The organism is Sphingomonas yabuuchiae (assembly GCF_014199595.1).
Taxonomy (GTDB): Bacteria; Pseudomonadota; Alphaproteobacteria; order Sphingomonadales; family Sphingomonadaceae; genus Sphingomonas; species Sphingomonas yabuuchiae.
Genome location: NZ_JACHNX010000005.1, coordinates 1 through 24,508, shown reverse-complemented (window position 1 = coordinate 24,508; position 24,508 = coordinate 1). Strand labels below are relative to the sequence as shown.

Annotated in this window: 24 protein-coding genes and 1 riboswitch; of the genes, 13 read left to right on the top strand and 11 right to left on the bottom strand. The window is 67.4% G+C overall.

Features of this window, described 5'->3' with window-relative positions; all coding sequences use genetic code 11:
- The first annotated feature begins 92 nt into the window (after window positions 1-92).
- A complete protein-coding gene (locus GGQ89_RS08005; RefSeq protein WP_184105379.1) occupies window positions 93-998 on the top strand; it encodes a DMT family transporter in 906 nt (301 codons plus the stop codon).
- A gap of 26 nt (window positions 999-1,024) precedes the next feature.
- On the opposite strand, the gene bluB is transcribed toward GGQ89_RS08005, so the two are convergent.
- On the bottom strand, window positions 1,025-1,648 hold the full coding sequence (gene bluB, locus GGQ89_RS08000) for a 5,6-dimethylbenzimidazole synthase (RefSeq protein WP_184105378.1): 624 nt from the start codon (window positions 1,646-1,648) through the stop codon (window positions 1,025-1,027).
- Between the two features lie 109 nt (window positions 1,649-1,757).
- Here bluB and GGQ89_RS07995 point away from each other — a divergent pair, with 109 nt between their 5' ends.
- Window positions 1,758-2,003 (top strand): SemiSWEET family transporter, encoded by a 246-nt coding sequence (locus tag GGQ89_RS07995; RefSeq protein WP_184105507.1) that lies wholly within the window; start codon window positions 1,758-1,760, stop codon window positions 2,001-2,003.
- An 80-nt stretch (window positions 2,004-2,083) separates the two neighbouring features.
- Here the strand turns inward: GGQ89_RS07995 and gcvPB are convergent, their stop codons facing one another.
- The 5 genes from gcvPB to GGQ89_RS07970 form a co-directional block, all read right to left on the bottom strand.
- Window positions 2,084-3,640 (bottom strand): aminomethyl-transferring glycine dehydrogenase subunit GcvPB, encoded by a 1,557-nt coding sequence (gene gcvPB, locus GGQ89_RS07990; protein ID WP_184105377.1) that lies wholly within the window; start codon window positions 3,638-3,640, stop codon window positions 2,084-2,086.
- Window positions 3,637-4,995 carry an aminomethyl-transferring glycine dehydrogenase subunit GcvPA gene (gene gcvPA / locus GGQ89_RS07985; protein WP_184105506.1) on the bottom strand — a complete coding sequence of 453 codons (1,359 nt, stop codon included), beginning with the start codon at window positions 4,993-4,995 and terminating at the stop codon, window positions 3,637-3,639. Before gcvPA ends, gcvPB begins: the two co-directional genes overlap by 4 nt.
- A gap of 178 nt (window positions 4,996-5,173) precedes the next feature.
- Window positions 5,174-5,545 carry a glycine cleavage system protein GcvH gene (gcvH, locus tag GGQ89_RS07980; protein ID WP_056434420.1) on the bottom strand — a complete coding sequence of 124 codons (372 nt, stop codon included), beginning with the start codon at window positions 5,543-5,545 and terminating at the stop codon, window positions 5,174-5,176.
- Window positions 5,546-5,547: 2 nt separating this feature from the next.
- Window positions 5,548-6,723 (bottom strand): glycine cleavage system aminomethyltransferase GcvT, encoded by a 1,176-nt coding sequence (gene gcvT, locus GGQ89_RS07975; RefSeq protein WP_184105376.1) that lies wholly within the window; start codon window positions 6,721-6,723, stop codon window positions 5,548-5,550.
- 162 nt (window positions 6,724-6,885) lie between these two features.
- Window positions 6,886-6,994, bottom strand: a riboswitch (glycine riboswitch).
- 296 nt (window positions 6,995-7,290) lie between these two features.
- Window positions 7,291-7,929 carry a hypothetical protein gene (locus GGQ89_RS07970; protein WP_056434422.1) on the bottom strand — a complete coding sequence of 213 codons (639 nt, stop codon included), beginning with the start codon at window positions 7,927-7,929 and terminating at the stop codon, window positions 7,291-7,293.
- 114 nt (window positions 7,930-8,043) lie between these two features.
- Between GGQ89_RS07970 and ispH the strand changes: the two genes are divergently transcribed.
- The 3 genes from ispH to rnhA are packed head-to-tail and all read left to right on the top strand — an operon-like array spanning window position 8,044 to window position 10,391.
- Window positions 8,044-9,000, top strand: coding sequence for a 4-hydroxy-3-methylbut-2-enyl diphosphate reductase (gene ispH, locus GGQ89_RS07965; protein ID WP_156361108.1), 957 nt, complete (start codon window positions 8,044-8,046; stop codon window positions 8,998-9,000).
- A 3-nt stretch (window positions 9,001-9,003) separates the two neighbouring features.
- Entirely contained in the window at window positions 9,004-9,957 is a 954-nt protein-coding gene (thrB, locus tag GGQ89_RS07960; protein WP_184105375.1) for a homoserine kinase, read from the top strand.
- Window positions 9,954-10,391 carry a ribonuclease HI gene (gene rnhA / locus GGQ89_RS07955; protein WP_184105374.1) on the top strand — a complete coding sequence of 146 codons (438 nt, stop codon included), beginning with the start codon at window positions 9,954-9,956 and terminating at the stop codon, window positions 10,389-10,391. Before thrB ends, rnhA begins: the two co-directional genes overlap by 4 nt.
- 37 nt (window positions 10,392-10,428) lie before the next feature.
- Here rnhA and GGQ89_RS07950 read toward each other — a convergent pair whose 3' ends face one another.
- The 3 genes from GGQ89_RS07950 to GGQ89_RS07940 are packed head-to-tail and all read right to left on the bottom strand — an operon-like array spanning window position 10,429 to window position 12,651.
- Window positions 10,429-10,605, bottom strand: a complete 177-nt coding sequence (locus GGQ89_RS07950; RefSeq protein WP_076718339.1) for a YegP family protein — start codon at window positions 10,603-10,605, stop codon at window positions 10,429-10,431.
- 25 nt (window positions 10,606-10,630) lie between these two features.
- Window positions 10,631-11,716, bottom strand: coding sequence for an FAD-dependent oxidoreductase (locus tag GGQ89_RS07945; protein WP_184105373.1), 1,086 nt, complete (start codon window positions 11,714-11,716; stop codon window positions 10,631-10,633).
- The gene (locus GGQ89_RS07940) at window positions 11,713-12,651 is read right to left on the bottom strand and encodes an alpha/beta fold hydrolase (RefSeq protein ID WP_056434637.1); all 939 of its coding nucleotides are present in this window, start codon (window positions 12,649-12,651) and stop codon (window positions 11,713-11,715) included. Before GGQ89_RS07940 ends, GGQ89_RS07945 begins: the two co-directional genes overlap by 4 nt.
- Window positions 12,652-12,716: 65 nt before the next feature.
- On the opposite strand from GGQ89_RS07940, the gene GGQ89_RS07935 reads away from it, so the two are divergent.
- The 8 genes from GGQ89_RS07935 (at window position 12,717) to GGQ89_RS07900 (ending at window position 20,217) form a co-directional block, all read left to right on the top strand.
- Window positions 12,717-13,196, top strand: a complete 480-nt coding sequence (locus GGQ89_RS07935) for an A24 family peptidase (protein ID WP_184105372.1) — start codon at window positions 12,717-12,719, stop codon at window positions 13,194-13,196.
- 50 nt (window positions 13,197-13,246) lie between these two features.
- Window positions 13,247-14,263: a Flp pilus assembly protein CpaB gene (gene cpaB / locus GGQ89_RS07930; RefSeq protein ID WP_184105371.1), complete on the top strand. Its 1,017-nt coding sequence runs from the start codon at window positions 13,247-13,249 to the stop codon at window positions 14,261-14,263.
- Window positions 14,264-14,265: 2 nt separating this feature from the next.
- The gene (locus tag GGQ89_RS07925; protein WP_240456630.1) at window positions 14,266-15,816 is read left to right on the top strand and encodes a type II and III secretion system protein family protein; all 1,551 of its coding nucleotides are present in this window, start codon (window positions 14,266-14,268) and stop codon (window positions 15,814-15,816) included.
- Between the two features lie 26 nt (window positions 15,817-15,842).
- A complete protein-coding gene (locus tag GGQ89_RS07920) occupies window positions 15,843-16,517 on the top strand; it encodes a CpaD family pilus assembly lipoprotein (protein WP_184105370.1) in 675 nt (224 codons plus the stop codon).
- Window positions 16,514-17,776, top strand: a complete 1,263-nt coding sequence (locus GGQ89_RS07915) for a pilus assembly protein CpaE (RefSeq protein ID WP_184105369.1) — start codon at window positions 16,514-16,516, stop codon at window positions 17,774-17,776. Before GGQ89_RS07920 ends, GGQ89_RS07915 begins: the two co-directional genes overlap by 4 nt.
- Before the next feature lie 5 nt (window positions 17,777-17,781).
- Entirely contained in the window at window positions 17,782-18,762 is a 981-nt protein-coding gene (locus tag GGQ89_RS07910; protein ID WP_184105368.1) for a type II secretion system F family protein, read from the top strand.
- Entirely contained in the window at window positions 18,763-19,755 is a 993-nt protein-coding gene (locus GGQ89_RS07905; protein ID WP_056434443.1) for a type II secretion system F family protein, read from the top strand.
- A 96-nt stretch (window positions 19,756-19,851) separates the two neighbouring features.
- Window positions 19,852-20,217: a hypothetical protein gene (locus GGQ89_RS07900; RefSeq protein ID WP_184105367.1), complete on the top strand. Its 366-nt coding sequence runs from the start codon at window positions 19,852-19,854 to the stop codon at window positions 20,215-20,217.
- A 222-nt stretch (window positions 20,218-20,439) separates the two neighbouring features.
- Here the strand turns inward: GGQ89_RS07900 and ppdK are convergent, their stop codons facing one another.
- On the bottom strand, window positions 20,440-23,100 hold the full coding sequence (gene ppdK, locus GGQ89_RS07895; protein ID WP_184105366.1) for a pyruvate, phosphate dikinase: 2,661 nt from the start codon (window positions 23,098-23,100) through the stop codon (window positions 20,440-20,442).
- Between the two features lie 124 nt (window positions 23,101-23,224).
- Window positions 23,225-24,508, bottom strand: a 1,284-nt coding sequence (locus tag GGQ89_RS19850) for a glycine--tRNA ligase subunit beta (protein ID WP_221238895.1), incomplete at its 5' end; no start/stop codon positions are given.

Sequence of the window (24,508 nt, the reverse complement as noted above, 5' to 3'; positions counted from 1 at the left end):
GCCCGCCCGATAGCGGCAAAGACCCGGTTTCGCCAAGAGGGCGGACGCTTGCGGCCTTTCGCCATAGTCGCGCAGCGGCTAGGAAGCGCCCCATGTCCCCCAAGTCCGACGACCGCGTGCTGAAAGGCATCGGCCTGCGCCTGATCGCCATCTTCTTCCTGTCGACCATGTCGGCCCTTGTGAAGCTGGCCGAGTCGCGCGGGGCGACCTTGTCCGAGACCATGTTCTTTCGCCAGCTTTGCGCGCTGCCGGTCGTGCTCGCCTTCGTCCTGGCGGGGCCGGGCCTGACGTCGCTGCGCACCCAGCGGCTCAAGGGGCATGCCAAGCGGGCGATGGTCGGGCTGGTCGGTATGGTCTTCACCTTCGGCGCGGTGATGCTGTTGCCGCTGGCCGAGGCGACGACGTTCCAGTTCACCGTGCCGATCTTCGCGACATTGCTGGGTGCGCTGGTGCTGGGCGAGAAGACGGGCTTGCAGCGGTGGAGCGCGGTGCTGGTCGGTTTCGCAGGCGTGCTGCTCGTCGTGCGGCCGGGGGCGAGCGATATGTCGCTGTTCGGGGCGGGCGTCGGGCTGATGGCGGCGATGTTCGTTGCGATCGTCGCCATCGTCCTGCGCCAGCTGCGCGACGAGCCCGCGACCACGACCGTCTTCTACTTTACCGTCCTGACCCTGCCCTTCATCGCCGTGCCCTATGCCTTCCACCTGAAGATGCATGATCCGCTGACCTGGGTGGTGCTGGTCTCGATCGGACTGGCGGGCGGCCTGGGGCAGCTGGCGCTGACCGGCGCATCGCGGCTGGCGCCGGTCGCGGCCGTCGTGCCGATGGATTATTCGGGGCTGATCTGGGCGACCGTCTATGGCTGGCTGATCTTCGGGGTGCTGCCGACGGCGGGAACTTGGGCAGGCGCGCCGGTGATCATCGCCAGCGGGTTGTTCATCGTCTGGCGCGAGCAGAGGCTGGGCAAGCAGCAGACCAGTTCGGCCGCCGCGGAGGATTGATCTCCCCCGGAAGGGGAGAAAGTTTGTTACCGCACCTCCCACCGCGTCGACGCATTCTCCTGCCACCCGGCCCGGTGGAGCAGCGGCGTGTCGTCGTCCCATTCGGCATGGCCGAGACACAAATACGCCGTGAACGCCCAGTCCTCCGGCACCGCGAAAAGCCGCTCCATCGCGCCCGGGTCGAGGATCGACACCATCCCCATACCCAGATTGGCCGCGCGCGCCGCCAGCCACAGCGTGTGGATCGCCATCGCGGTCGACTGGCGCAGCGTCTCGGGCATGGTGCGGCGGCCCAGCCCATGGCCCGCCGCCGGATCGATATGGGCGAAGACCGCCAATTGCACCGGCGCGGCATCCAGCCCGGCCAGCTTGAGCGCGCGGTATGCAGCGGCCTGTTCACCGGCATAGTCCGCCGCCGCAGCTTGGTCGCATCGCTGGAAATCGGCGCGGACGGCGGCGCGCAAACCAGGGTCCTCGACCCGGATCACCCGCCAGGGTCGGGCATTGCCGACCGAGGGGGCCAGTTCCATCGCCTCGGCCAGTCGGTCAAGCAGCGCTTCGTCGACGGGATCCCGCCGGAAGTGCCGGACATCGCGCCGCCAGCGCAGGATCGACTCCAGTGTCGCGGCCTGGATTTCGTCAAAGCGCATCGCCCTGCCGTCCGCGCCCGGAACATCCCATGCCGCTCGCGCGTCCGCTTCGGTGGAGTTCAATTGATTTACCAAAGGGGATCAACTACCTGTGAGCGAACGGAAATTGATGCTGCTCGGCTGGATCGCCACGGCGACGGCGGTGGCGATGTACCTCTCCTATATCGACCAGATACAGCTGAATCTGGCGGGACAGAAGGGTTCGGTGATTCAACCGCTGGCGACGATGGTGAACTGCTCGCTCTGGGTCGCGTACGGGTTTCTGCGCGAGAAGCGAGATTGGCCCATCGTGTTCGCCAATGCGCCCGGGGTGATCCTGGGCGGGATTTGCCTGTTCACGGCGCTTTCGTTCTAGCCATCCTCACCCTTCCGGCGCTTCGCGCCTCCCTTCCCTCTCCCATTGGGAGAGGGAAGGGTGAGGGTCGCTTCAGCCGATCAGGCCGCCTTGTCCTTCCACACCAGCACCGGCTTGCGCGCGGCCAGCGTTTCGTCGAGGCGCGCGCGCGGCGCGAAATGCGGCGCGGTCTTGAGCGAGGGATCGCCCGCCTTGGCCCGCTCCGCCACCGATGCCAGCGCGCCAATGAACTGATCGAGCGCGGCCTTGGACTCGGTTTCGGTCGGCTCGACCAGCATCGCGCCGTGGACGACCAGCGGGAAATACATGGTCATCGGGTGGAAACCCTCATCGATCAGCGCCTTGGCGACGTCGATCGTCGAGAAGCCCTCGGCCAGGCCTTCGTCTGAGAAGATGGCTTCGTGCATGCACGGGCCGCTCTTGGCGAAGGGGGCGTCCAGCGTGTTCTCCAGCGAGCGCAGGACATAGTTCGCGTTGAGCACCGCATCCTCGGCGACCTGACGCAGGCCGTCGGCGCCGTGGCTGAGGATATAGGTCAGCGCACGGGTGAACATGCCCATCTGGCCGTGGAAGGCGACCATGCGGCCAAAGCTATCGGCGTGATGGTCGTCGGCATTCTCTTCCTCGACCAAGCGGAAGCCCTCACCCGTCTTCTCGACGAAGGGGAGCGGTGCAAAGGGGGTCAGCGCCTCCGAGAACACCACCGGACCCGAACCCGGCCCGCCGCCGCCATGCGGGGTCGAGAAGGTCTTGTGCAGGTTGATGTGCATCGCATCGACGCCAAGGTCACCCGGACGCACGCGCCCGACGATGGCGTTGAAGTTCGCGCCGTCGCAATAGACATAGCCGCCCGCCGCATGAACCGCGTCGGAAATGTCCTTCAGGTCGCGTTCGAACAGGCCGCAGGTGTTCGGGTTGGTGATCATCACGCCCGCCACGTCCGGCCCCAGCCGCGCCTTCAGCGCATCGGTGTCGACACGACCGTCCGCGGTCGCAGGGATGTCCTCGACCGAGAAGCCCGCAAACGCTGCCGTCGCCGGATTAGTGCCGTGCGCCGATTCGGGGACCAGGATCACCTTGCGATGGCCCTCGCCGCGCTTCTCCAGCGCCGCCTTGATCGCCAGGATACCGCACAGCTCGCCATGCGCGCCCGCCTTGGGGCTCATCGCGACCGAGGTCATGCCCGTCAGCGTGACCAGCCAGTGCGCCAGCTGATGAATGACCTCCAGCGCGCCCTGCACCGTATCGACCGGCGCGAGCGGGTGAACGTCGCTGAAGCCCGGCAGACGCGCCATCTTCTCGTTCAGGCGCGGATTGTGTTTCATCGTGCACGAACCGAGCGGGAACAGCCCCAGGTCGATCGCGTAGTTCTGCCGCGACAGACGGGTATAGTGGCGCACCGTCTCCGGCTCCGACAGACCGGGCAGACCGATCGGGTCCTTACGGGACAGGTCGCCCAGACGCGAACCCGCGACATCGCCCTCAGCGAAGTCGACGCCGGTCGTCTCGCTGTCGCCGATCTCGAAGATCAGCTTTTCTTCCAGCATCAGCGCGCGATTGCCGGTGAAGGTCGCCGGAACCGACGCTTCGTTGGCTTCGGGGCTCGTGGGCTTCCAGCCGCTCTGGTTGATCGTCATGCCAGCACCTCCTCGAGAGCCTTGGCAAGCGTCTCGATATCCTCCGCCGTCACCGTCTCGGTGACCGCCACAACCAGTCCGTTGGCGAGGGCGTCCTCACCCGGATAGAGCCGCCCGAGCGACACGCCCGCCAGCACGCCACGCTCGGCGAGCGTCCGCACGACCGGGCGCGCCTCGCGGCCCAGGTCGAGCGTAAATTCATTGAAGAACACGTCGTTGACCAGCTTGACGCCGGGCACCTTCGCCAGACGATCCGCCGCGCGGCAGGCATTGGCATGGTTGATCCCCGCCATGCGGCGCAGACCCGCCTCGCCCAGCAGCGTCATGTGGATCGAGAAGGCGAGCGCACACAGACCCGAATTGGTGCAGATGTTCGACGTCGCCTTTTCGCGGCGGATATGCTGCTCGCGGGTCGACAGGGTCAGCACGAAGCCGCGCTTGCCGTCGGCGTCCACCGTCTCGCCGCAGAAGCGGCCCGGCATCTGGCGGATATACTTATCCTTACAGCCCATCAGGCCGACATAGGGCCCGCCGAACTGAAGCCCGACGCCCAGCGACTGGCCTTCGCCCACGACGATATCGGCGTCCATCTCGCCCGGGCTACGGACAGCGCCCAGAGCGACCGGCTCGGTCACGACCGCGATCAGCAGTGCCTTCTTGGCGTGGCACGCCTCGGCCAACGGCGTCAGGTCGGCGATACGGCCGAGAATATCCGGATACTGGACGACGACGCAGGACGTGTCGGCGTCGATCGCCGCGATCATCTGGTCGATATCGGTCTCGGCGGTCAGGACGGGCGTGCCGGTCTCCAGCGTGTCGCCGGTATACTTCGCCATGGTCTTGGCGACCGAGACATAGTGCGGGTGCAGGCCCGAGGACAGGATCGCCTTCGACTTCTTGGTGATGCGCCGCGCCATGCCGATCGCTTCCCAGCAGGCGGTCGAGCCGTCATACATGGAGGCGTTGGCGACATCGGTGCCGAGCAGACGCGCGACCTGCGTCTGGAACTCGAACAGCATCTGTAGCGTGCCCTGCGCGATTTCGGGCTGATAGGGAGTGTAGGCGGTCAGGAACTCGCCGCGCTGGATCAGGTGATCGACGCTGGCGGGCACATGATGGCGATACGCGCCGCAACCCAGGAAGAAGGGCACGTCGCCCGCGACCATGTTCTTGCGGGCCAGCGCGGTCATGTGCCGCTCGACCGCCAGTTCGGACGCGTGGTTGGGCAGCCCCTCGATGGGGCCGGACAGGCGGGCGGATTCGGGCACGTCGACGAACAGGTCGTCGACCGATCCGGCACCGATGACCGAGAGCATCTCGGCCCGATCGGAAGAGGTAAGGGGCAGGTAGCGCATGCGTTCCATTTCTCCGCCCTCCTCTTCTTCTCCCCTCCCGCAGGCGGGAGGGGCCGGGGGAGGGCACCCGGCTTCGGCAGGCGTATCGCTTGGGGGAGAACGAGTCCCCTCCCCCAACCCCTCCCGCCTGCGGGAGGGGAGGAAGAAGGCCCCCCCCTATGTAGGGAGGGGCATCAGATCAGAGTTTTGCGACGAACGCAGCGTAGGCGGCTTCGTCCATCAGCGCGTCCAGCTCCGAGGCATCTGACAGCGTGATCTTGAAGAACCAGCCCTCGCCTTCCGGATCGCTGTTCACCAGCGCGGGCTCGTCGGCCAGCTGGGCATTGCCCTCGACCACGGTGCCCGACACCGGCGCATAGACGTCCGAGGCGGCCTTGACCGACTCGACCACGGCGGCCTCGTCGCCCTTGCTCAGCTCGCGGCCTTCCTCGGGGACGTCGACGAACACGATGTCGCCCAGCGCACCCTGCGCGTAATCGGAGATGCCGACCGTGCCGACATCACCGTCGACGTCGATCCACTCATGATCTTCGGTGAAATAGCGGCTCATGGTCACTTGGCTCCTGAACGAACGTAACGATGGGGGACGAACGGCATGGCCGTGACGGTGGCGTCATGGGTCTTGCCGCGCTGAAGCAGTTTGAGGGCCGTGCCGGGCGTCGCCAGCGCGGTCGGGACATAGGCCATCGCGATCGGCGCGCCCATCGAGGGGGCAAAGCCGCCGCTGGTCACGCGGCCGATGACCGAGCCGTCCTCGGCCACCACCGACGCGCCTTCGCGCACCGGCTGGCGACCCGCGACGGTCAGGCCGACGCGCTTGACGGCCGGGCCGTTCTCACGCTCGGCGAGAATACGCTCGGCGCCCAGGAAGTCGGCCGCCTCGCGACGCTTCTTTGCGAGCGCGAAGCCCAGATCGGCCATCACCGGCGTCGTCTCGGGGTCGAGATCATGGCCGTAAAGCGGCAGCCCCGCCTCCAGACGCAGCGAATCACGCGCGCCCAGGCCGATCGGCTTCACTTCCGCCTGTTCGCACAAGCGGTCGGCGAACGCGGCGGCATGCTCGGCCGGGATCGAGATTTCGTAACCGTCCTCGCCGGTATAGCCCGAGCGGCTGATCCACAGCGGCACGTCGTTCCAGGTGAAGTCGGCGGCAGTCATGAACACCAAGGCCTCGACGCCCGGCACGATCCGCGACAACGCGTCGACCGCCTTCGGCCCCTGGAGCGCCAGCAGCGCCTGCTCGTCGAGCAGGTTCAGCGTCGCATCGTCGGGGACGAAGTCGAGCAGATAGGCGATGTCGTCATACTTCGTCGCGCCGTTGACGACCATGTACAGCTCTTCCGCGCCGTCGAGCGTGCGCTTGGTCACCATCAGATCGTCGAGGATGCCGCCCTCTTCGTTGAGCAGCAGCGAATAGCGGTTCTTGGCAGAGCCCAGGCCGGTGATGTCGCCCGGCAGGACCTTTTCCAGCGCGGTGATGACCGGGCCCAGACCGTTCTCGCCGGTGAAGACCACCTGACCCATATGGCTGACGTCGAACAGGCCGGCCGACTCGCGGGTCCAGAGATGCTCGGCCATGATGCCTTCATACTGGACCGGCATTTCATAGCACGCGAACGGGACCATCCGGCCGCCGCGCGCACGATGCCATGCGTCCAGCGGCAGCGTCTGGATGATCTCCTGACCCTCGGGGGCGTCTTCTACGTTCAGGTCTGCGGTGTCGCTCACGGGGCCGGTCTCCGTCAAAAGGGTGTCGGCTAGGGACGCAAATGTCCTTACCCGATCCGATCCCCCTCTGTCACGGAACCTGAGAGCTTTCGCCGGAAATTCCGGCTTACCCCTTCGGTGGCACGACGGCGTGAGCCGAAGCGCGCTTTCCAGAGTGTCGATGGCGATCGCGCGGTCCCATTTGCCTGAGAGATTCCGGGGTGGTTGCTCCTTCGGCGGCCGGGTTTTCGTCACCTGAAAGGCGAACCCGGCGCTCTCCCGCGCGCGCCTATGTCGGACATGTCCGACATCGACGCCGCGCCCTCTGCCGACAGGGTTGCCTCAAGTCAATCGGGAACGGCGGTGGGCGCGATCAATGTTGTGGATTGTGGGGTCGAGCGGGATGCGAGATCGACGCCCTTCTTCGTTCCCCGGCGAAGGCCGGGGCCCAGGTGCCACTTGGTCAGAGACGCGCGGAACATCGCGTGGGAGCAAATACAAAGGGGCGCCGGAGCCTCCCACGCCATGTTCCGCGCGCCACAAGCCTTAAAGTAACTGGGCCCCGGCCTTCGCCGGGGCACGCCGACATCACCGAGTCGCGTTGTACCGCAGCTGCGCGTCGGTCAGTTGGAACCCGACCAGCGCCTCGAAGCTGGCGCTGGCCACCGCCTGGCGCACCTCCGGGTTGGTCAGCGGATCGACCGCCGCATCCTCGTCCCCGGCCTTGCGACGACGGGTCAGCTTTTCGCGAACATCGTCGGGCAAGGTCGCCGCCGCCCGCGCGATGGTGGTCGAGGCCTCGCCCGCCACCTGGCCCCGCGCCTGGCCCGCATCGAAATGCACGTTCACCCGGCCGACGCGCTTGGCGACGACGTTGGTCCCGCCGCGCACGATCGCGATATAGTAAGGCAGCACCACGTCCCGCGCCGCCGCCGTGTCGGTACGCCGCGCCTCGACGTCGAAATTGACCGTCGTCACGATGTCTGAACCCGCATCGGCGCAGTTGCCGCGAACATTGGTCAGGTTGGCGATCAGGTCGATCGAACCCTGGTCGGTCGCGCCCGGCGTCTTGAACAGCGTGATGTCGCCGGTCCCCGCCGCGACGCCGACGATCGGGCAAGCCGAGCGGACGGCGGTGATGCCGCCCGACGCATCGATCTCACCCGTACGGGCGCAACCGCCGAGAACGAGCGCAAGGGCGACGGGAGCGAGAAACGATGCTTTCACAGGTCGAAACGCCTATTCTGGATGCCGAAGCAGGATGCCGGTTTGGCCGCCAGCATAGGAACCGGGTTGGACGCGCGCAAGCAATGGCGTAGAGCCGTCCCCATGACCCCATCCATGACCGACGCCACGAAGCCGCCGCTCGACCTGTTGATCGCCGCCCCGCGCGGTTTCTGCGCCGGTGTCGACCGCGCCATCCGCATCGTCGAGCTGGCGCTCGAGAAGCATGGCGCGCCGGTCTATGTCCGGCACGAGATCGTCCACAACAAGTTCGTCGTCGACAGTCTGAAGGCCAAGGGCGCGATCTTCGTCGAGGAACTGGACGAGGTGCCGCCCAACGCGCATGTCGTCTTCTCCGCGCACGGGGTGCCGAAGTCGGTGCCCGCCGATGCGGAGAACCGGGGCCTCGCCTATTTCGACGCGACCTGCCCGCTGGTGTCGAAGGTGCATCGCCAGGCCGAGCGGCTGGTCGAGATGGGCCGCCACATCGTCTTCATCGGCCATGCCGGACACCCCGAGGTCATCGGCACCTTCGGCCAGGTGCCGCAGGGATCGATGTCGCTGGTCGAGACGGTTGCGGATGTCGAGGCGTTCGCGCCCGCCGATCCCGACAATCTCGCCTTCCTGACCCAGACCACCTTGTCGGTAGACGACACCGCCGCGACGATCGAGGCGTTGCAGCGCCGCTTCCCGACGATCCAGGGACCGCGCGGCGAGGATATCTGCTACGCCACCTCCAACCGCCAGGCCGCCGTCAAGGCGATCGCCGCCGAATGCGACGCGGTGCTGGTGATCGGTGCGCCTAATTCCTCCAACTCGCTGCGCCTGGTCGAAGTGGCCGAGCGGGCGGGCAAGCGCGCCATGCTGATCCAGCGTGCCGCCGATCTCGACTGGGCGTTCCTGGACGGCGTGAAGACGCTGGGCCTGACCGCCGGGGCCTCCGCGCCCGAGCTGCTGGTGCGTGAACTGGTCGATCGCCTGTCGGAACGCTTCATCGTTTCCGAGCGCGAGGAAGAGACGACGCGCGAGACCATCGCCTTCAAGCTGCCCCGCGGGCTGGAAACGGCCGCCTGAACCATGGCCGTCTATACGCAGGTTTCGGCCGAGGCGCTGTCGGCGTTTCTGGCACGCTATGACGTGGGTGAACTGATCTCCGCCAAGGGGATCGCCGAGGGCGTCGAGAACAGCAATTACCTGGTCGACACCACGGCCGCGCGGTTCATCCTGACGCTGTATGAAAAGCGCGTGGCGGCGGGCGACCTGCCCTTCTTCCTCGCGCTGCTCGACCATCTGGCGGCCAAGGGCCTGCCGGTGCCGCCCGCGATCAAGGACCGGGAAGGCGTGGAGATACAGGAGCTGGCGGGCCGCCCGGCGTGCCTGATCCAGTTCCTGACGGGCGTGTCGCTGTCGCACCCCACCCCGGCCCAGGCGCTGGCGGCGGCGGATGCGCTGGGGGCGATGCACCGGGCGGTGCAGGACTTCCCGCAGAACCGCCCCAATTCGATGGGTCATGCCAGCTGGCGACCGCTGTTCGAGCAATGCGGGCGCGATCTCGATCGGATCGAGCCGGGTCTGCACGACGCGATGGGCGAGGCGCTCGACGCCGTACTGGGTGGCTGGGAGGCGCAGGACCTCGATACATGTGTGATTCATGCCGACCTGTTCCCCGACAATGTCCTGGTGCTGGGCGACAAGGTCACCGGGCTGATCGACTTCTATTTCGCCTGCACCGATTTCCGCGTCTACGACCTGGCCGTCATGCACTCCGCCTGGAGTTTCGACGCCAGCGGTGAAGTGTACGCGCCCAATATCGGCGAGGCACTGGTCGAGGGATATGAACGCCACTTCCCGCTGACCGAGGCGGAGCGCGGGGCATTCACGAAGCTGGCGATGGGGGCATGTCTGCGTTTCGCCCTGTCGCGCGCGTGGGACTGGCTCAACACCCCCGCCGACGCGCTGGTGACGCGCAAGGACCCGCTGGCCTATTGGCGGCGCTATGTCGCCTATCGCGACGGAAAGGCCGGACTGTGACCCCCGTCGAGATCGCCACCGACGGCGCGTGCAAGGGCAATCCCGGCCCCGGCGGCTGGGGCGCGCTGATCCGGTCGGGCACGCATGAAAAGGAATTGTCCGGCGGCGAGGCGCTGACGACCAACAACCGCATGGAGTTGATGGCCGCGATCGAGGCGCTGAACGCGCTCAAGCGCCCCTGCGCCGTCACGCTGTCGACCGACAGCCGTTACGTGATGGACGGCCTGACCAAGTGGATCCATGGCTGGAAGCGCAATGGCTGGCGCACCGCGGACAAGAAGCCGGTCAAGAATGCCGAACTCTGGCAGGCCCTGCTGGCGGCGGCCGAACGCCACCGGATCGAGTGGAAATGGGTGAAGGGCCATGCCGGCCACCCCGACAACGAGCGCGCCGACAAGCTGGCCAGCGACGCGGCGGAGACGTTTCGGAAATAATCCAACGCCTGCCGCGTCCTTTGCCCCGAAGCGCAGATCACTCCGGTTCGTGGATCGGCGCGTTAGGTCCGTTCTTCAGGACGGATTCGATGGCATTGCGGGCTCCGGCCTTGCTGGCATAGCCCTCGGTCCACCAGATCAGTTCGCTGTTGTAGCGGAACTTGGCGACATATTCGCCCGCCTTGTTCTTCTCGATCGCAAAGCTGTGTGCCATGATGATCTCTCCGGGAAAGAAGCGATCATCCCTTAGCAGAAAATCGACCTGCGCCATAGCGTTGGGGGTCGAGCCCCTCGGGCACAGGCCCCTCGCCCAGCAGCAACGCCGCCGCCAGCGCCGAGGCGGCGGGGGCGGTCTGGATGCCGAAGCCGCCTTGCCCCGCGCACCAGAAAAAGCCCGGTATGCGTGCATCGAAGCCGTATACCGGCGCACGGTCGGGGGCGAAGCTGCGCAGCCCTGCCCAGCGGCGCTCGACCGCCTCGACGCGCCAGTCGACGACCTTTTCCAGCCGGTCGATGGCGACCGCGACGTCCCATTCCTCGGGCGCAATGTCGCAGGGAATGCTCGGCGTCTCGTCATGCGGGGTCAGCCAGAGCCGCCCGCCCACCTCAGGCTTGAAGTAGAAACGACCCGCTATGTCGACGACATGGGGGAGGCCCTCGGGCACGGGCGGATCGGTGCGCAGTTGCACCATCGTCCGGCGATAGGGCGTGATGCCGATCGGCACGACGCCCGCGAGCCTGGCCACGTCATCGGCCCAGGCACCGGCTGCATTGACCAGTAATTTGGCCGAAAACGATCCCGCGCGGGTTTCCAGATGCCAGACGCCATCGCGCCGCTCGGCCGCCAGCAAAGCCCCGCGGGTCCGGATTTCCGTACCCGCCGCCCTCGCCGCGGCCAGATAGTCCGCGTGGAGTGCGGCGACGTCGATATAGGCGCAGCTCGGCTCCCAGACGCCGTGCACCCATTCGGGGCGAAGGCCGGGGATACGCGCCGCCGGATCGACGCGTGACAGCGCCACCCCGCTCCCGTCGAAATCCGTGAGCAGCCGCTCGACCCGCGCCTCATCCTCCGCGCGGCCGACATGCAGCGAGCCGAGCGGCGTCAGATAGCCGCCTTCGCGCAGGGCAGGCCCCGAGGCGGTGGTCAGCGGCTGCACCGCCGGGCCGCCATAGGTTTCCGACCAGAAGGCCGCCGAACGCCCCGTCGCATGGCGGCCGGGCATGTCCTCCGCCTCCAGCAGAAGGACACGCGCGCGCGATCCGATCGCGGCGGCCAGCCCTGCCCCGGCCATGCCCGCACCCACGATCGCGACGTCGTGGATCACGCCGCCACCCCGTCCAGAAAAGCATCGATCGCCGCCAAGGCGCGCAGCCGCACCGGATCGATCTCGCGCAGCAACTCATGCGCTGCCTCCGGCCCGAATCGCTCGACCCGCGCGCCGATCCGGGCGGCGATGGCGGTGGCGGCCTTGGGATCCACCAGCCGGTCGGCTTCGGCGATCAGCATCAGCGAGCGCACGCTCACCTGGTCCAGCCGGGGATCGCGCGCCAGCGCCCGGATCGAGCGCAATGCGGCGGCGAGCCAGCCCCAGCTTGGCGGCCCCAGCGCCAGATCGGGCTGTTGGGCGTACCAATAACCCTCATCCTCGAACCGCTCGACATCATGGGTCAGGTTGCGCTGCCGCGTATGATGGCCGGGTCCTTGCTTGGCCTGCCAGATGCCGCGCTCGGCCCGGCCCAGCGCGTTCATCAGGCGGATGATCCCCGCACCCAGCAGCGCGCCGGTCGGCAGGCGCAGGCCCAGCATCGGCGCGACAAGGATCAGAGCGTGCGGATCAACCGCCCCCTCGACCACCGCCCGCAGCGCCAGATGCCCGCCCATCGAATGACCCAGAAGGACATGCGGCAGTTCGCCTGCGGAGTCCTCGGCCCGCCATACCGTCCAGAAGGCCCGCAAATCCTCAACCAGACCTGAGAAATTGCCGCCATGCCCGACATGGCGATCGGCCAGCAACCGCCCCGATCCCCCCTGCCCGCGCCAGTCGAAGGCGGTGACGCTCCACCCCCGCCCGACCAGATGGGCAAAGACCTCCAGATATTTCTCGATCACATCGGCACGGCCGGTCTGGAACAACAGCCGTCCGCGCGGCGCGCGCGCCGCCCAGTCGAAGCGCCGATGCTCCCACCCGTCGGGCGCGTGCCAGCGCGACAGCGTGGCGGCGGCCGGGAAACTGCGGCGAAGGGACAGGGTGTCGGTCATCCGCATCCCGGTTACGGTTTTGAAAGCCCCGCCGTCTAGGGCTTCATGCCATGGAATGGACCATAATGCGTATCGCGCTGCTGGTGGCGCTCGTCCTGCTGCTGGTGTCGGCGGGGATCGAGGATGCGCGGACCCGTGAGATCGCCGACCGCAAGAATATCGCCATCGCGCTACTCGCGCCGCTGTGGTGGTGGGCGAGCGGCGTTCCCGTCTGGCCCGGCATGGTGGTGCAGCTCGGCGTCGGCGTCGCGATATTCCTGCTGTTCGCCCAGGCGTTTCGCATCGGCATGATGGGCGGCGGGGATGTGAAGATGATCGCGGCCGTAGCCCTGTGGCTGCCCCTGCCGTCGCTGTTCCGCATGTTGCTGGTCATGTCGCTTGCGGGCGGCGCGGTCACGATCGCGATGTTGATCGACCACCGCCTGCGCGTCCGAAGGCTGGGCGATGCCGCTCCGGCGATCGAGGTTCCCTACGGCGTGGCCATCGCGGTGGCCGCGCTCGTCGTCCTTCAGGAACCGTTATTTAACCCCTTTCCGTCCATTTAACCAACCAATCGAACCGAGCATCGGGCTCGGCCAAGGCCGAAGAACGCAGGATGGACAGTCGAAAAGTGTTACTGCTGGTCGGGGCCCTGCTGGTGGCAGGGATCACGGCCCTATTCGCCCGGACCGTCACCGCCGGTAGCAGCGTTCCCCAGGCCCAGGCCGTCACGGTCGCCGCTCCCGTCGAACCGCAGGCCGAGGTCCTGGTGGCCACCCGCACCTTGCCGGTCGGCACGATCATCGACCCCACCGCCCTGAAGTTCCAGCCCTGGCCCAAGGACATGCTGGCCGGGGCCTATTATGTGCGCGGCAAAGCCGACATCGCCAAGTTGCAGGGCACCGTGCTGCGCTATGCGATCACCGCCGGTCAGCCGCTGACCCAGGGCGCGGTCGTCAGTCCGGGCGATCGCGGCTTCCTGGCCGCCGCGCTCACGCCCGGCATGCGCGCCGTCACCGTGCCCGTGTCGGCGCAGACCGCGGTTGCGGGCTTCGTGTTTCCGGGCGACCGGATCGACATGGTCCTGACCCAGGATGTCGCAGGCGGCGGCGATGGCCCGCCGCTCAAGGTGTCGGAGACGATCCTGCGCAACATCCGCGTGTTGGCGACCGACCAGCGCACCGACAATCAGGCGGCCGAGGACGGCAAGACCCAGGTCCACACCTTCACCACCGTCACCGTCGAGACGACGCCCAAAATGGCCGAGCAGCTGGCGGTTGCGCAGACGGTCGGCACCCTGTCGCTGTCGCTGCGCGCGCTGGCCGAGCAGCCTGCCGACCTGGCGGCGGGGGGCGATCCCAGCGCGGTCGCCCAGCCGATGGTCGACCGGGCGTCCTATGTCACCGGAGCGGACGTGTCGCGCTATCAGCGCCGCACCATACCCGGCCGCAACACCGACTCCACGCCCAGCCACGGCGCGATCGCCATGGCCAACGACAATTCCGCCATCAACCCTGCGGCCCCTGCCATCGGTCAGGCACGTGGCAGGTCCGAAAACGCCGGCGTGCGTGTCGCTCGGGGCCGCTCGGTCGCCACGTCATCCGGCGCCGCGCCGATGGGGGATGGAAATTGACCATGTCGCTTCGTTCGCTGCTCTTGCGCGCACCGCGCACCTCGGCCTTCGTGCTGATGCTGGCTCCGCTGCTTCTCGCCCCGTCGCCCGCGCGGTCGGCGCCGTCCGGGCCGGGTGATTCGACCCCGGCCAGCGACGGTTCGGGCGCGCTGGAGATCAACACCGGCCGGGCGCGGCTGATCACCCTGCCCCGTCCGATGACCGACCTGTTCGTCGCCGACGACAGCATCGCCGATGTGCAGGTCCGCTCGCCGACCCAGCTCTATATCTTCGGCAAGAAGCCCGGCGAGACCACCGTCTCCGCCACGGGGCGCGGCGGCGCGGTCGTCTATGCGGCGACCGTCCGTATCGGCAACAATCTCGATTCGATCGGCCGGATGCTGAGGCTGGCCATGCCCGAGGCGCAGATCGTCGCCACGCCGATGAACGGCCTGATCCTGCTGACCGGCACCATCGCCGCGCCCGACGACGCCGCCGAGGCCGAGCGGCTGGTCCAGGCCTATGTCGGCAAGGACACGCGGATCATCAGCCGGTTGAAGACGGCGACCCCGCTTCAGGTCAACCTTCAGGTCCGCATCGCCGAGGTGAATCGCAGCTTCGTCAAGCAGATCGGCGTCAACCTGTTGAACCGCGACGCCAATTCCAGCGGCTTCGTGTTCGGCATCGCGTCGGGCCGCAATGCGGGCAGCATCGACAAGCTGACCGATGCGGCGGGTCTTCCGGCCGGCACCCGATATACGTTCAACCCCGGCACGCAGCGCACGACGCTGGGCCTGGGCGGGCGCGTGTTGGGCATGGACCTGCTCAGCGCGATCGACCTGGGCGAGTCGCTGGGGCAGGTGGCGACGCTGGCCAACCCCAATCTGACCGCCTTGTCGGGGGAGACCGCGACCTTCCTGGCGGGTGGCGAGATCCCCATTCCGCTGGCCAGCGGCTTCGGCGCGGTGTCGGTCGAGTATAAGCAATATGGCGTCAGCCTGGCCTATACACCCACGGTGCTGTCCGACGGGCGCATCTCGCTGCGCGTCCGGCCGGAGGTGTCGCAGCTGTCTTCGGTGGGCTCGGTCACGATCAGCGGAACCTCGATCCCCGCGCTGACCACCAGGCGGGCCGAGACCACGCTGGAGCTGGGGTCGGGCCAGAGCATGATGATCGGCGGCCTGCTGTCCAACTCGCGCGACAATTCGATCGAGAAGACGCCGTGGCTGGGCGACCTGCCGCTGATCGGTTCGCTGTTCCGCTCCAACGCGTTCAAGCGCAACGAGACCGAGTTGGTCATCATCATCACCCCCTATCTGGTGAAGCCGGTCAACTCGCCCTCCGAGATCGCGCTGCCGACCGACGGCATGCGTCCGGCCAATGACGCCGAACGCGTGCTGCTGGGCCGGATGGGCGGCGGCGGCGACACGTCGACGCCGCGCCCGGTGCCGACCATGACCCCGCCGGTTCAGGGTCGACCGATGGCAGCCGAGGTCGCGCCCGTGCCGCATGGCGCCGCGACCGCACTGTCCGCGAAGAAGAAGAATATGCCGACTCCGGGCTTTTCCGAATGACCGCCTGCCCAAGGATAATGCGCCCCATGCGTCGCTCGCCCCTCCTTCTGATGCCGCTCGGCCTGATGCTGATGACCGGCGGCTGCATGGGTGCCGGTCAGCCGGATCTGGAAACGCGGCATCAGCCGGTCGTGTCGCAGACCGACTATGCGCTCGACCTGGCGCTGTCCGGCGGACGGCTGGCGGCCGATGAAGATCGGCGGCTCGACGGCTGGGCGCGCAATCTGCATCTCGGCTATGGCGACCGCGTCGTGGTGGAGGACCCGGCGGGCGAAGGCCCCGGCGCCTATCGCGAAGTCGCGGGGGTCATCGGCCGCTATGGCCTGCTGCTCGGTCACGCCTCGCCGATCACGCGCAGCCCGGTCGCCCCCGCCACGATCCGCGTGGTCGTGACTCGCGCCCGTGCCACCGTGCCGGGCTGCCCCGACCTGCGCAGCGACACCGCGCTCGACTGGGATGGCAAGACCTCGTCCAACCATGGCTGTGCGATCAATCGCAACCTTGCCGCGATGGTCGCCAACCCTACCGACCTGGTACAGGGTGTGCCCGGTGCCGCCACCAGCGATACCGAAACGGGCACCCGCGGGGTCAAGGCCCTGCGCGCCGCGCCGCCGACGGGGCGTGGCGGCACCACGCTGCGCGATCCCAATAGCAGCCAGGGCGGCGGTGGCGGCGGCGCTTCCGCAGGAGGCGCACAGTGAATGCCCCCTGGAAACCCGCCATGCTGACCGTCCGCGACCCGTTCCTCGCCTTTGTCAGCGACGACTGGACGGTCGAGGCGATCCGCCCGCTGGTCGCCGAACAGGGATGGTCGGTCGACAAGGTCATGAAAGGCGGCCTGTCCGCGGCGATCCAGTCGCTGTCGGTATTGGCCAGCCCGCAGATCCTGCTGGTCGACCTGACCGATACCGACGATCCCGCCAGCGAGATCGGCAATCTGGCCGAAGTGTGCGAACCCGGCACGATCGTGATCGCGGTCGGATCGGTCAACGACGTCCGGCTGTACCGCTCGCTGATCGCCAGCGGCCTGCACGACTATCTGTTGAAGCCGATCAACGCCGACCAGCTGCGCGAGACGATCGCGCAGGCCCGCACCATCCTGCACGCCCCCCGCGCCATGGAGATGGCCCCCGAAAAGGCGACGTGCAGCGTCGCGGTGGTCGGCGTGCGTGGCGGCGTGGGCGCCTCGACCGTTGCCACCTCGCTCGGCTGGCTGATGGCGGAGCGGCTCGACCGGACGACGGCGCTGCTCGACCTGGACGTGCATTTCGGCACCGCCGCGCTGGCGTTGGACCTGGAGCCGGGACGCGGGCTGGTCGATGCGATCGATAATCCCAGCCGCATCGACGGGCTGTTCCTGGAACGCGCCATGGTCAAGGCGTCGGAAAAGCTGGCGATCCTGTCGGCCGAAGCGCCGATCAGCGCGCCGATCCTGACCGATGGCCAGGCCTTTGCCCAGTTGCAGGACGAGATGCGCCTGAACTTCGAGACGACCATCGTCGATCTGCCGCGCGGGATGATGATCCAACAGCCGATGCTGGTCGGATCGGCGCAGACCATCGTGCTCGTCACCGAGCTGACCCTGGCCGCCGCGCGCGACACGATCCGCCTGCTGTCCTGGGCCAAGACCCATGCGCCGCAGGCGACGGTGCTGACCATCGCCAACCGGGTCCAGCCGCCCGGCCAGTGCGAGATCGCGCAGAGCGATTTCGAGGGGTCGATCGAGCGCCCGATCGATTTCGTCATGCCCTATGATCCCAAGCTGGTCGTCCAGGCCGCCAAGGTCGGCAAGCCCATCGCCGAACTCGGCCGCACATCGCGCACCATCGCGCCGCTGATCGAGCTGACCCAGCGGCTTTGCGCCTCGGCCGAGGGCATTGTCGACATGTCGGCCAAGCGCGGGCTGCTCGACCGGTTCGACCTGAAGTCGCTGCTCGGCAAGCGGGCCCGGGCCGACTGACGACCATGTCGATGACGGCGACCCTGATCCTGGCCATGGGCGTCTTCCTGACGCTGGTGCTGGCCATGGCGGCCTTTGCCGCGCCTGCCCGCTCGCGCAGCCAGACGCGACGGCTGGCGGGGCTTCGCAGTCGCGTCGCCCTCGACCTCGGCAAGCCGCTGGAGGCCGTCGCCGCCTCGCGCGGGATCGCACTTGCCGGTGACACGCGGATGGACAAGGCGTTCGGCCGCCTGCTTCCCAATCCCGCCAAGCTGGCCACCCGGCTGGACAGTACCGGACGCGACTGGACCGTCGGCCAATATGGCATGGCAAGTGCGGGACTGTCGTTTGGGATGCTGATCCTGTTGATGGTCTTCGGCCTGCCCTTCTTCGGCGCGCTGCTGCTCGGCATAGCCCTCGGCCTCTGGGTGCCGCATCTGGTCGTCGGCCGCATGATCGTGAAGCGGCGCAACAAGTTCGTCGTCCGCTTTCCCGACGCCATCGAACTGCTGGTCCGCGGCCTGCGTTCGGGCCTGCCGATCAGCGAGACGATGGCGGTCGTCGCGCTCGAACTGCCGGGTCCGATCGGCGAGGAGTTCCGCGCCGTCACCGACCGGATGCGCATCGGCCGCAGCATGGACGCCGCGCTTCAGGAAACCGCCGACCGGCTCGACATTCCCGAATTCCGCTTCTTCGTCATCGCCATCGCCATCCAGCGCGAAACCGGCGGCAACCTGGCCGAGACGCTGTCCAACCTGGCCGAGGTGCTGCGCAAGCGTGCGCAGATGAAGCTGAAGATCAAGGCGATGTCGTCCGAATCCAAGGCGTCGGCCTATATCATCGGTTTCCTCCCCTTTGCCGTGTTCGGCATGATCTGGATGATCAACCAGCCCTATATGGCCCGCTTCTTCATCGATCCGCGCCTGATGCTGGTCGGGGCGGCGGGCTTCGTCTGGATGGGCCTGGGCGCCTTCATCATGTCCCGCATGATCAGTTTCGAGATCTGAATGACCAGTCCCGCGCCCGCCATTCTCGGCCTCGACCCCGCATCGCTCAGCGCGCTGCTTTGGGGCGTCTGCGTCTTTGCGTTGCTGGTCGCGGGCTATGCCCTGATCGGCAGTCGCGACCCGATGACGAAGCGGGTGCGCGCCTTGAACGAACGGCGCGAGCTGCTGAAGGCCGGGATCGACAATGCGCCGAAGCGCCGTGCGCAACTGATCGACCGCGCAACGTTGCTGGAGCGGATGCGCACCGTCCTGGACGCGCTCAAGATGCTGCAGGACGAACAGGTCAAGGCGATTCAGCTGCGCCTGCTGCAGGCCGGCATCCGCTCGAAGGAGATGGCGTTCGCGGTCATCTTCGGACGGCTGGCCCTGCCGATCGTCCTGGGCGGCGGCATGGCCCTGTGGGTCTATGGCACCGAGGACTTTGCCGATTGGAGCGGCTTCAGCTGCTACATGATCGTCGCGGGTACGCTCCTGCTGGCCTATAAGGCTCCGGACCTGGCGCTCAAGAACCAGGTCGACAAGCGCACTGCCGCGATCCGCAAGGGCCTGCCCGATGCGCTCGATCTGATGGTCATCTGCGCCGAGGCGGGGTTGACCGTCGATGCCGCCTTTGCCCGCGTCTCGCGCGAGTTGCGCCGCGCCTATCCCGAACTGGGCGACGAATTTCAGCTGACCTCGGTCGAACTCGGCTTCCTGACCGACCGGCGTCAGGCGCTGGAAAACCTGGCCATGCGGGTCAATCTCGATTCGCTGCGCGGGGTGGTCACGACGATGATCCAGACCGAGAAATACGGCACGCCTCTGGCCAGCGCGCTGCGCGTCCTGTCCGCCGAATTCCGTCACGAACGCATGATGCGCGCCGAGGAAAAGGCCGCCCGCCTGCCCGCGATCATGACCGTGCCGCTGATCCTGTTCATCCTGCCGGTGCTGTTCGTCGTCATCCTCGGCCCCGCCGCCTGTTCGATCAAGGACACGCTAATCGCCGGACAATAGGACAGCAGGGCAATAAGCCCGCCACTCGCAACCAGCGCCCCCGCCAGTCGTTGACCGGTCGTAACAGACCAAATTCAACAGGATGGGATCGACGCGATGCTGTTCACTTCGACGACGCAGTTCGCCGTGCTGGGGCTGGTCCTCATCGCGGGTTGGCTCTTCGGGCTGGCGAGCCATCCGGGCGGCCGCAAATGGCGCACCCGCTACGCCACCGAACGGGACGCCCATGCCGCACAGGTGAAGGATACCGAGGCCAAGCTGACGGCGGCACAGGCCCGCATCGCCGAGCTGGACAAGGAAAACCGCCGCCTGGCGAGTGCCCAGCCGGTCGCGGCCGCGCCGGTGGTGGAGCGGACCGCCCCGGCGTCGACCTATCGCCCGGTCGCGGCGCGTCCGGCCTATCCGGCGGGTGAGCGTCGCGGGTGGTTCGACTTCGGGAACCGGGTGACGACGCGTGGGTGAGGTTAGTGAGTGAAGGGCTCGGTGAGACACCCGGCCCTCCCCCATCCCCTCCCGCTTGCGGGAGGGGTGTGCGAAGCGGAAACGTCCAGCGCTTAAATTGGCCTATCGTTTTCCAGAGACGCGAAACCGCAGCCCGGAAACGCACCCCTCCCGCAGGCGGGAGGGGATGGGGGAGGGAAAGGGGCCAGGCGACAAACCCGCCAAGCCCCCTCCCCCCCGACATCACCGCGCCTTCAACGCCGCCTGCGCCGCCGCCAGCCGTGCGATCGGCACGCGATAGGGGCTGGCCGAGACATAATCCAACCTAACCGCCTCGCAGAAGGCGATCGATGCCGGATCGCCGCCATGCTCGCCACAGATGCCGAGCTTGATCCCGGGCCGGGTCGCGCGACCGCGCTCCGCGGCCAGGCTGACCAGTTCGCCCACACCCTCGACATCCAGGCTGACGAACGGGTCCTTGGCGTAGATGCCCTTTTCGACATAGGCGCTCAGGAAGCGCGCCGCGTCGTCACGGCTGACGCCCAGCGTCGTCTGGGTCAGGTCGTTGGTGCCGAAGGAGAAGAATTCGCCGACTTCGGCGATCTCGCCCGCCTTCAGCGCGGCGCGCGGCAGCTCGATCATGGTGCCGACCAGATATTCGACCGTCTTGCCGCGTTCGGCGAAGACCGCCTGTGCCGCCTTATCGACCACCGTCTTCATCAACTCCAGCTCGCGGCGCGTGGCGACCAGCGGGATCATGACTTCGGGGATCGGGGCCTCACCCGACTTCTCCGCGACGTCCAGCGCCGCCTCGAAGATCGCCCGCGCCTGGATTTCGTAGATTTCCGGATAGGTCACGCCCAGGCGGCAGCCGCGATGGCCGAGCATCGGGTTGAACTCGTGGAGTTCGGTGGCCCGGCGCTTCAGCGTATCGACGTCGACGCCCGCCGCCGTCGCGACCTCGGCGAACTCGGCCTCCTGCTGCGGCAAGAATTCGTGCAGCGGCGGGTCGAGCAGGCGCACCGTCACCGGCAGGCCCGCCATCACCTCGAAGATCGCGGTGAAGTCGGCGCGCTGTTCGGGCAGCAGCTTGGCGAGCGCGGCGCGGCGGCCCGCTTCTTCCGAGGCCAGGATCATCTGGCGCACCGCCGTGATCCGGGCGGCGTCGAAGAACATATGCTCGGTGCGGCACAGGCCGACGCCCTCCGCGCCGAACTCGCGTGCGGTGCGGCAGTCGAGCGGGGTTTCCGCATTGGCGCGGACCTTCAGGCGACGGACCTGATCGGCCCATTCCATCAGCGTGCCGAAATCGCCCGCCAGTTCGGGCTGCACGGTCGCCACCGCGCCGACCATCACCTCGCCGGTCGAACCGTCGAGCGTCAGGATGTCTCCCTCGCGCACCTCACGGCTGCCCACGCGCAGCAGCTTGGCCTTGTTGTCGATGGCCAGCGAACCCGCACCCGAGACGCAGGGACGCCCCATGCCGCGCGCCACGACCGCCGCATGGCTGGTCATGCCGCCGCGCGCGGTCAGGATGCCCTTGGCCGCGTGCATGCCGTGAATATCCTCCGGCGAGGTTTCGACACGGACGAGGATCACCGCCTCGCCCGCCGCCGCCGCACGCTCGGCGGCATCGGCGTCGAACACCACCTTGCCCGAGGCCGCACCCGGCGAGGCGGGAAGCCCCTTGGTCAGCACGTCGCGCTTGGCATCGGGATCGAGCGTCGGGTGGAGCAGCTGGTCGAGCGCCGCCGGATCGACCCGCGCGATCGCTTCCTCGCGGGTGATCAGGCCTTCATTCGCCATATCGACCGCGATCTTCAGCGCCGCCTTGGCGGTACGCTTGCCCGAGCGGGTCTGGAGCATCCAGAGCTTGGCCTGTTCGACCGTGAACTCGATGTCCTGCATGTCGCGGTAATGCGTCTCGAGCTGGTCGAAGACGGCGGCCAGTTCGGCGTACACCTCCGGCATCGCCTCTTCCATCGAGGCGGGCTTGGCGTTCGCTTCCTCGCGCGCGGCCTTGGTCAGATATTGCGGCGTGCGGATGCCCGCGACCACATCCTCGCCCTGCGCGTTGATCAGGAACTCGCCATAATAGGCGCGGTCACCCTTGGACGGATCGCGCGTGAAGGCCACGCCCGTCGCCGAGGTATCGCCCATATTGCCGAAGACCATCGCCTGGACATTGACGGCGGTGCCCCAGTCGGCGGGAATGTCGTTCAGGCGGCGATAGACCTTCGCGCGCTCCGACTGCCACGACCCGAACACCGCGCCGACCGCGCCCCAGAGCTGGTCGTGCACGTCCTGCGGGAAAGGCTTGCCCCATTGCTCCTCGACCAGGCCCTTGTAGACGGTGACCAGCGCCTTCCAGTCCTCGGCCGACATCTCGGTATCGAGGGTGAAGCCGTTATCCTCCTTGGCGATCTCCAGCGCTTCCTCGAAAGCACCGTGATCCAGCTCGAGGACGACATCGGCATACATCTGGATGAAGCGGCGATAGCTGTCCCAGGCGAAACGCTCGTCGCCCGCCTTCTTCGCCAGCCCCTCGACGGTTTCGTCGTTGAGGCCCAGGTTCAGCACCGTGTCCATCATGCCCGGCATCGACACCCGCGCGCCCGAGCGGACCGAGACCAGCAGCGGGTTTTGCGCGTCGCCAAAGCGCTTCTCCGTCACCGCCTCGATATGCGCGATGCCGTCGGCCACCTCGTCGCGCAGTTCCTGCGGGAACTGCTCGCCATCCTCATAATAGCGGGTGCACATCGCGGTCGAGATGGTGAAGCCCGGCGGCACTGGCAGGCCGATCGAGGCCATCTCGGCCAGGTTCGCGCCCTTGCCGCCAAGCAGGTTCTTGTCCCCCTTACCGCCGTCCGAAACGCCGCCGCCGAAACGGTACACATAGGTCATCGGTTCGATCCTTTACTGGTCGTCACGTCCGACGCCCTGGGGACACAGGCGTCGGTGTTAATAAGGCGATATTGCCGGAGGGGAAGACAGGAACGTGCGCCCCCGTCTCCCGATCCGGCTCAACTCATCCCTCGATCCGCGAGAAATCCGCCACCGTATGCACGGCGGCCCGGACCCGCGCGAGCAGCGCGAGACGCGCGGTCCGCTTGGCCGGATCGGCATCGTTGACGGTCACATCGTCGAAGAACCGGTCGATCGGCGCGCGAAGCGAGGCGAGCGCGGCCATCGCGGCCTCGAAATCCTCGGCCTGCACCGCTTGCGCAGCCTTCGGCTCGGCCGCGTCGAGCGCGGCGATCAGATCGGCCTCGGCGGGTTCGAGCGTATAGGTCGGCGCAGTCCAAGCCTGGTCGCCCTCGACGCCTTCCTTCTTCAGGATGTTCGCGGCGCGCTTATACCCGGCGAGCAGGTTGGTGCCGTCGTCCGTGGTGACGAAGGCCTGCAACGCGCGGACGCGGGCGAGCAGGCGGATGAAATCATCTTCCCTCAAAGAGAAAACTGCATCTACTAGATCATGACGAATACCTGCTTCACGCTGCTGCACCTTAAAGCGGTCAGCAAAGAAGTTTATTATCTGTTCGATGGCTCGAACATCCCTGGAAGTTAAATTACGAATATGATCGTATTTATGATCCTCAACAGCCTTCTGAAGGCGCTCAACAATTCCCTCGCTGCCCGGTAGCTGCGCAACATTTTCGATGTAGTAAGTTGCTTGACGCTCCAGTGTATGACTGTTGCCCCCGTCAAGACGAATGAGTGTTTCGGCCAATGGCTCGAAAAAGACCTTTCGCATCGGCAAACGCAACTCGTTTGCTCCAATTATGGAAAGCACACCCAAAGCGCTACGACGCAATGCAAAGGGATCTTTCGAACCCGAAGGCTGAAGGTCGATTGCAAAAAACTGAATTATCGAATCGAGCTTATCCGCCAGCGCCACGGCCACCGTCACCGGCGCGGTGGGGACGTCATCCCCCTGCCCGACCGGCTTGTAGTGATCGCGCACCGCCTCGGCCACGCGCGGGTCTTCGCCCTGCGCGGCGGCGTAATAGCCGCCCATCAGACCCTGCAATTCGGGGAACTCGCCGACCATACCGGTGACGAGATCGGCTTTCGCCAGATACGCGGCGCGCTCCGCCAGATCGGCAAGCCGCTCCCTCTCCCCATCGGGGAGAGGGCCGGGGTGAGGGGCCGACGCGGGCGAGGCGCTGCTGGACTGGGGGGGGGGGGGGGGGGGCCCCCCCCCCCCGGGGCCCCCCCCCCCCCCCCCCCCCCCGCGGGGGGGGGGGGGGGCGGCCCCCCCCCCCCCCCCCCCCGCCCCGGCCCCCCCCCCCCCCCCCCCAAGGCGGATAGC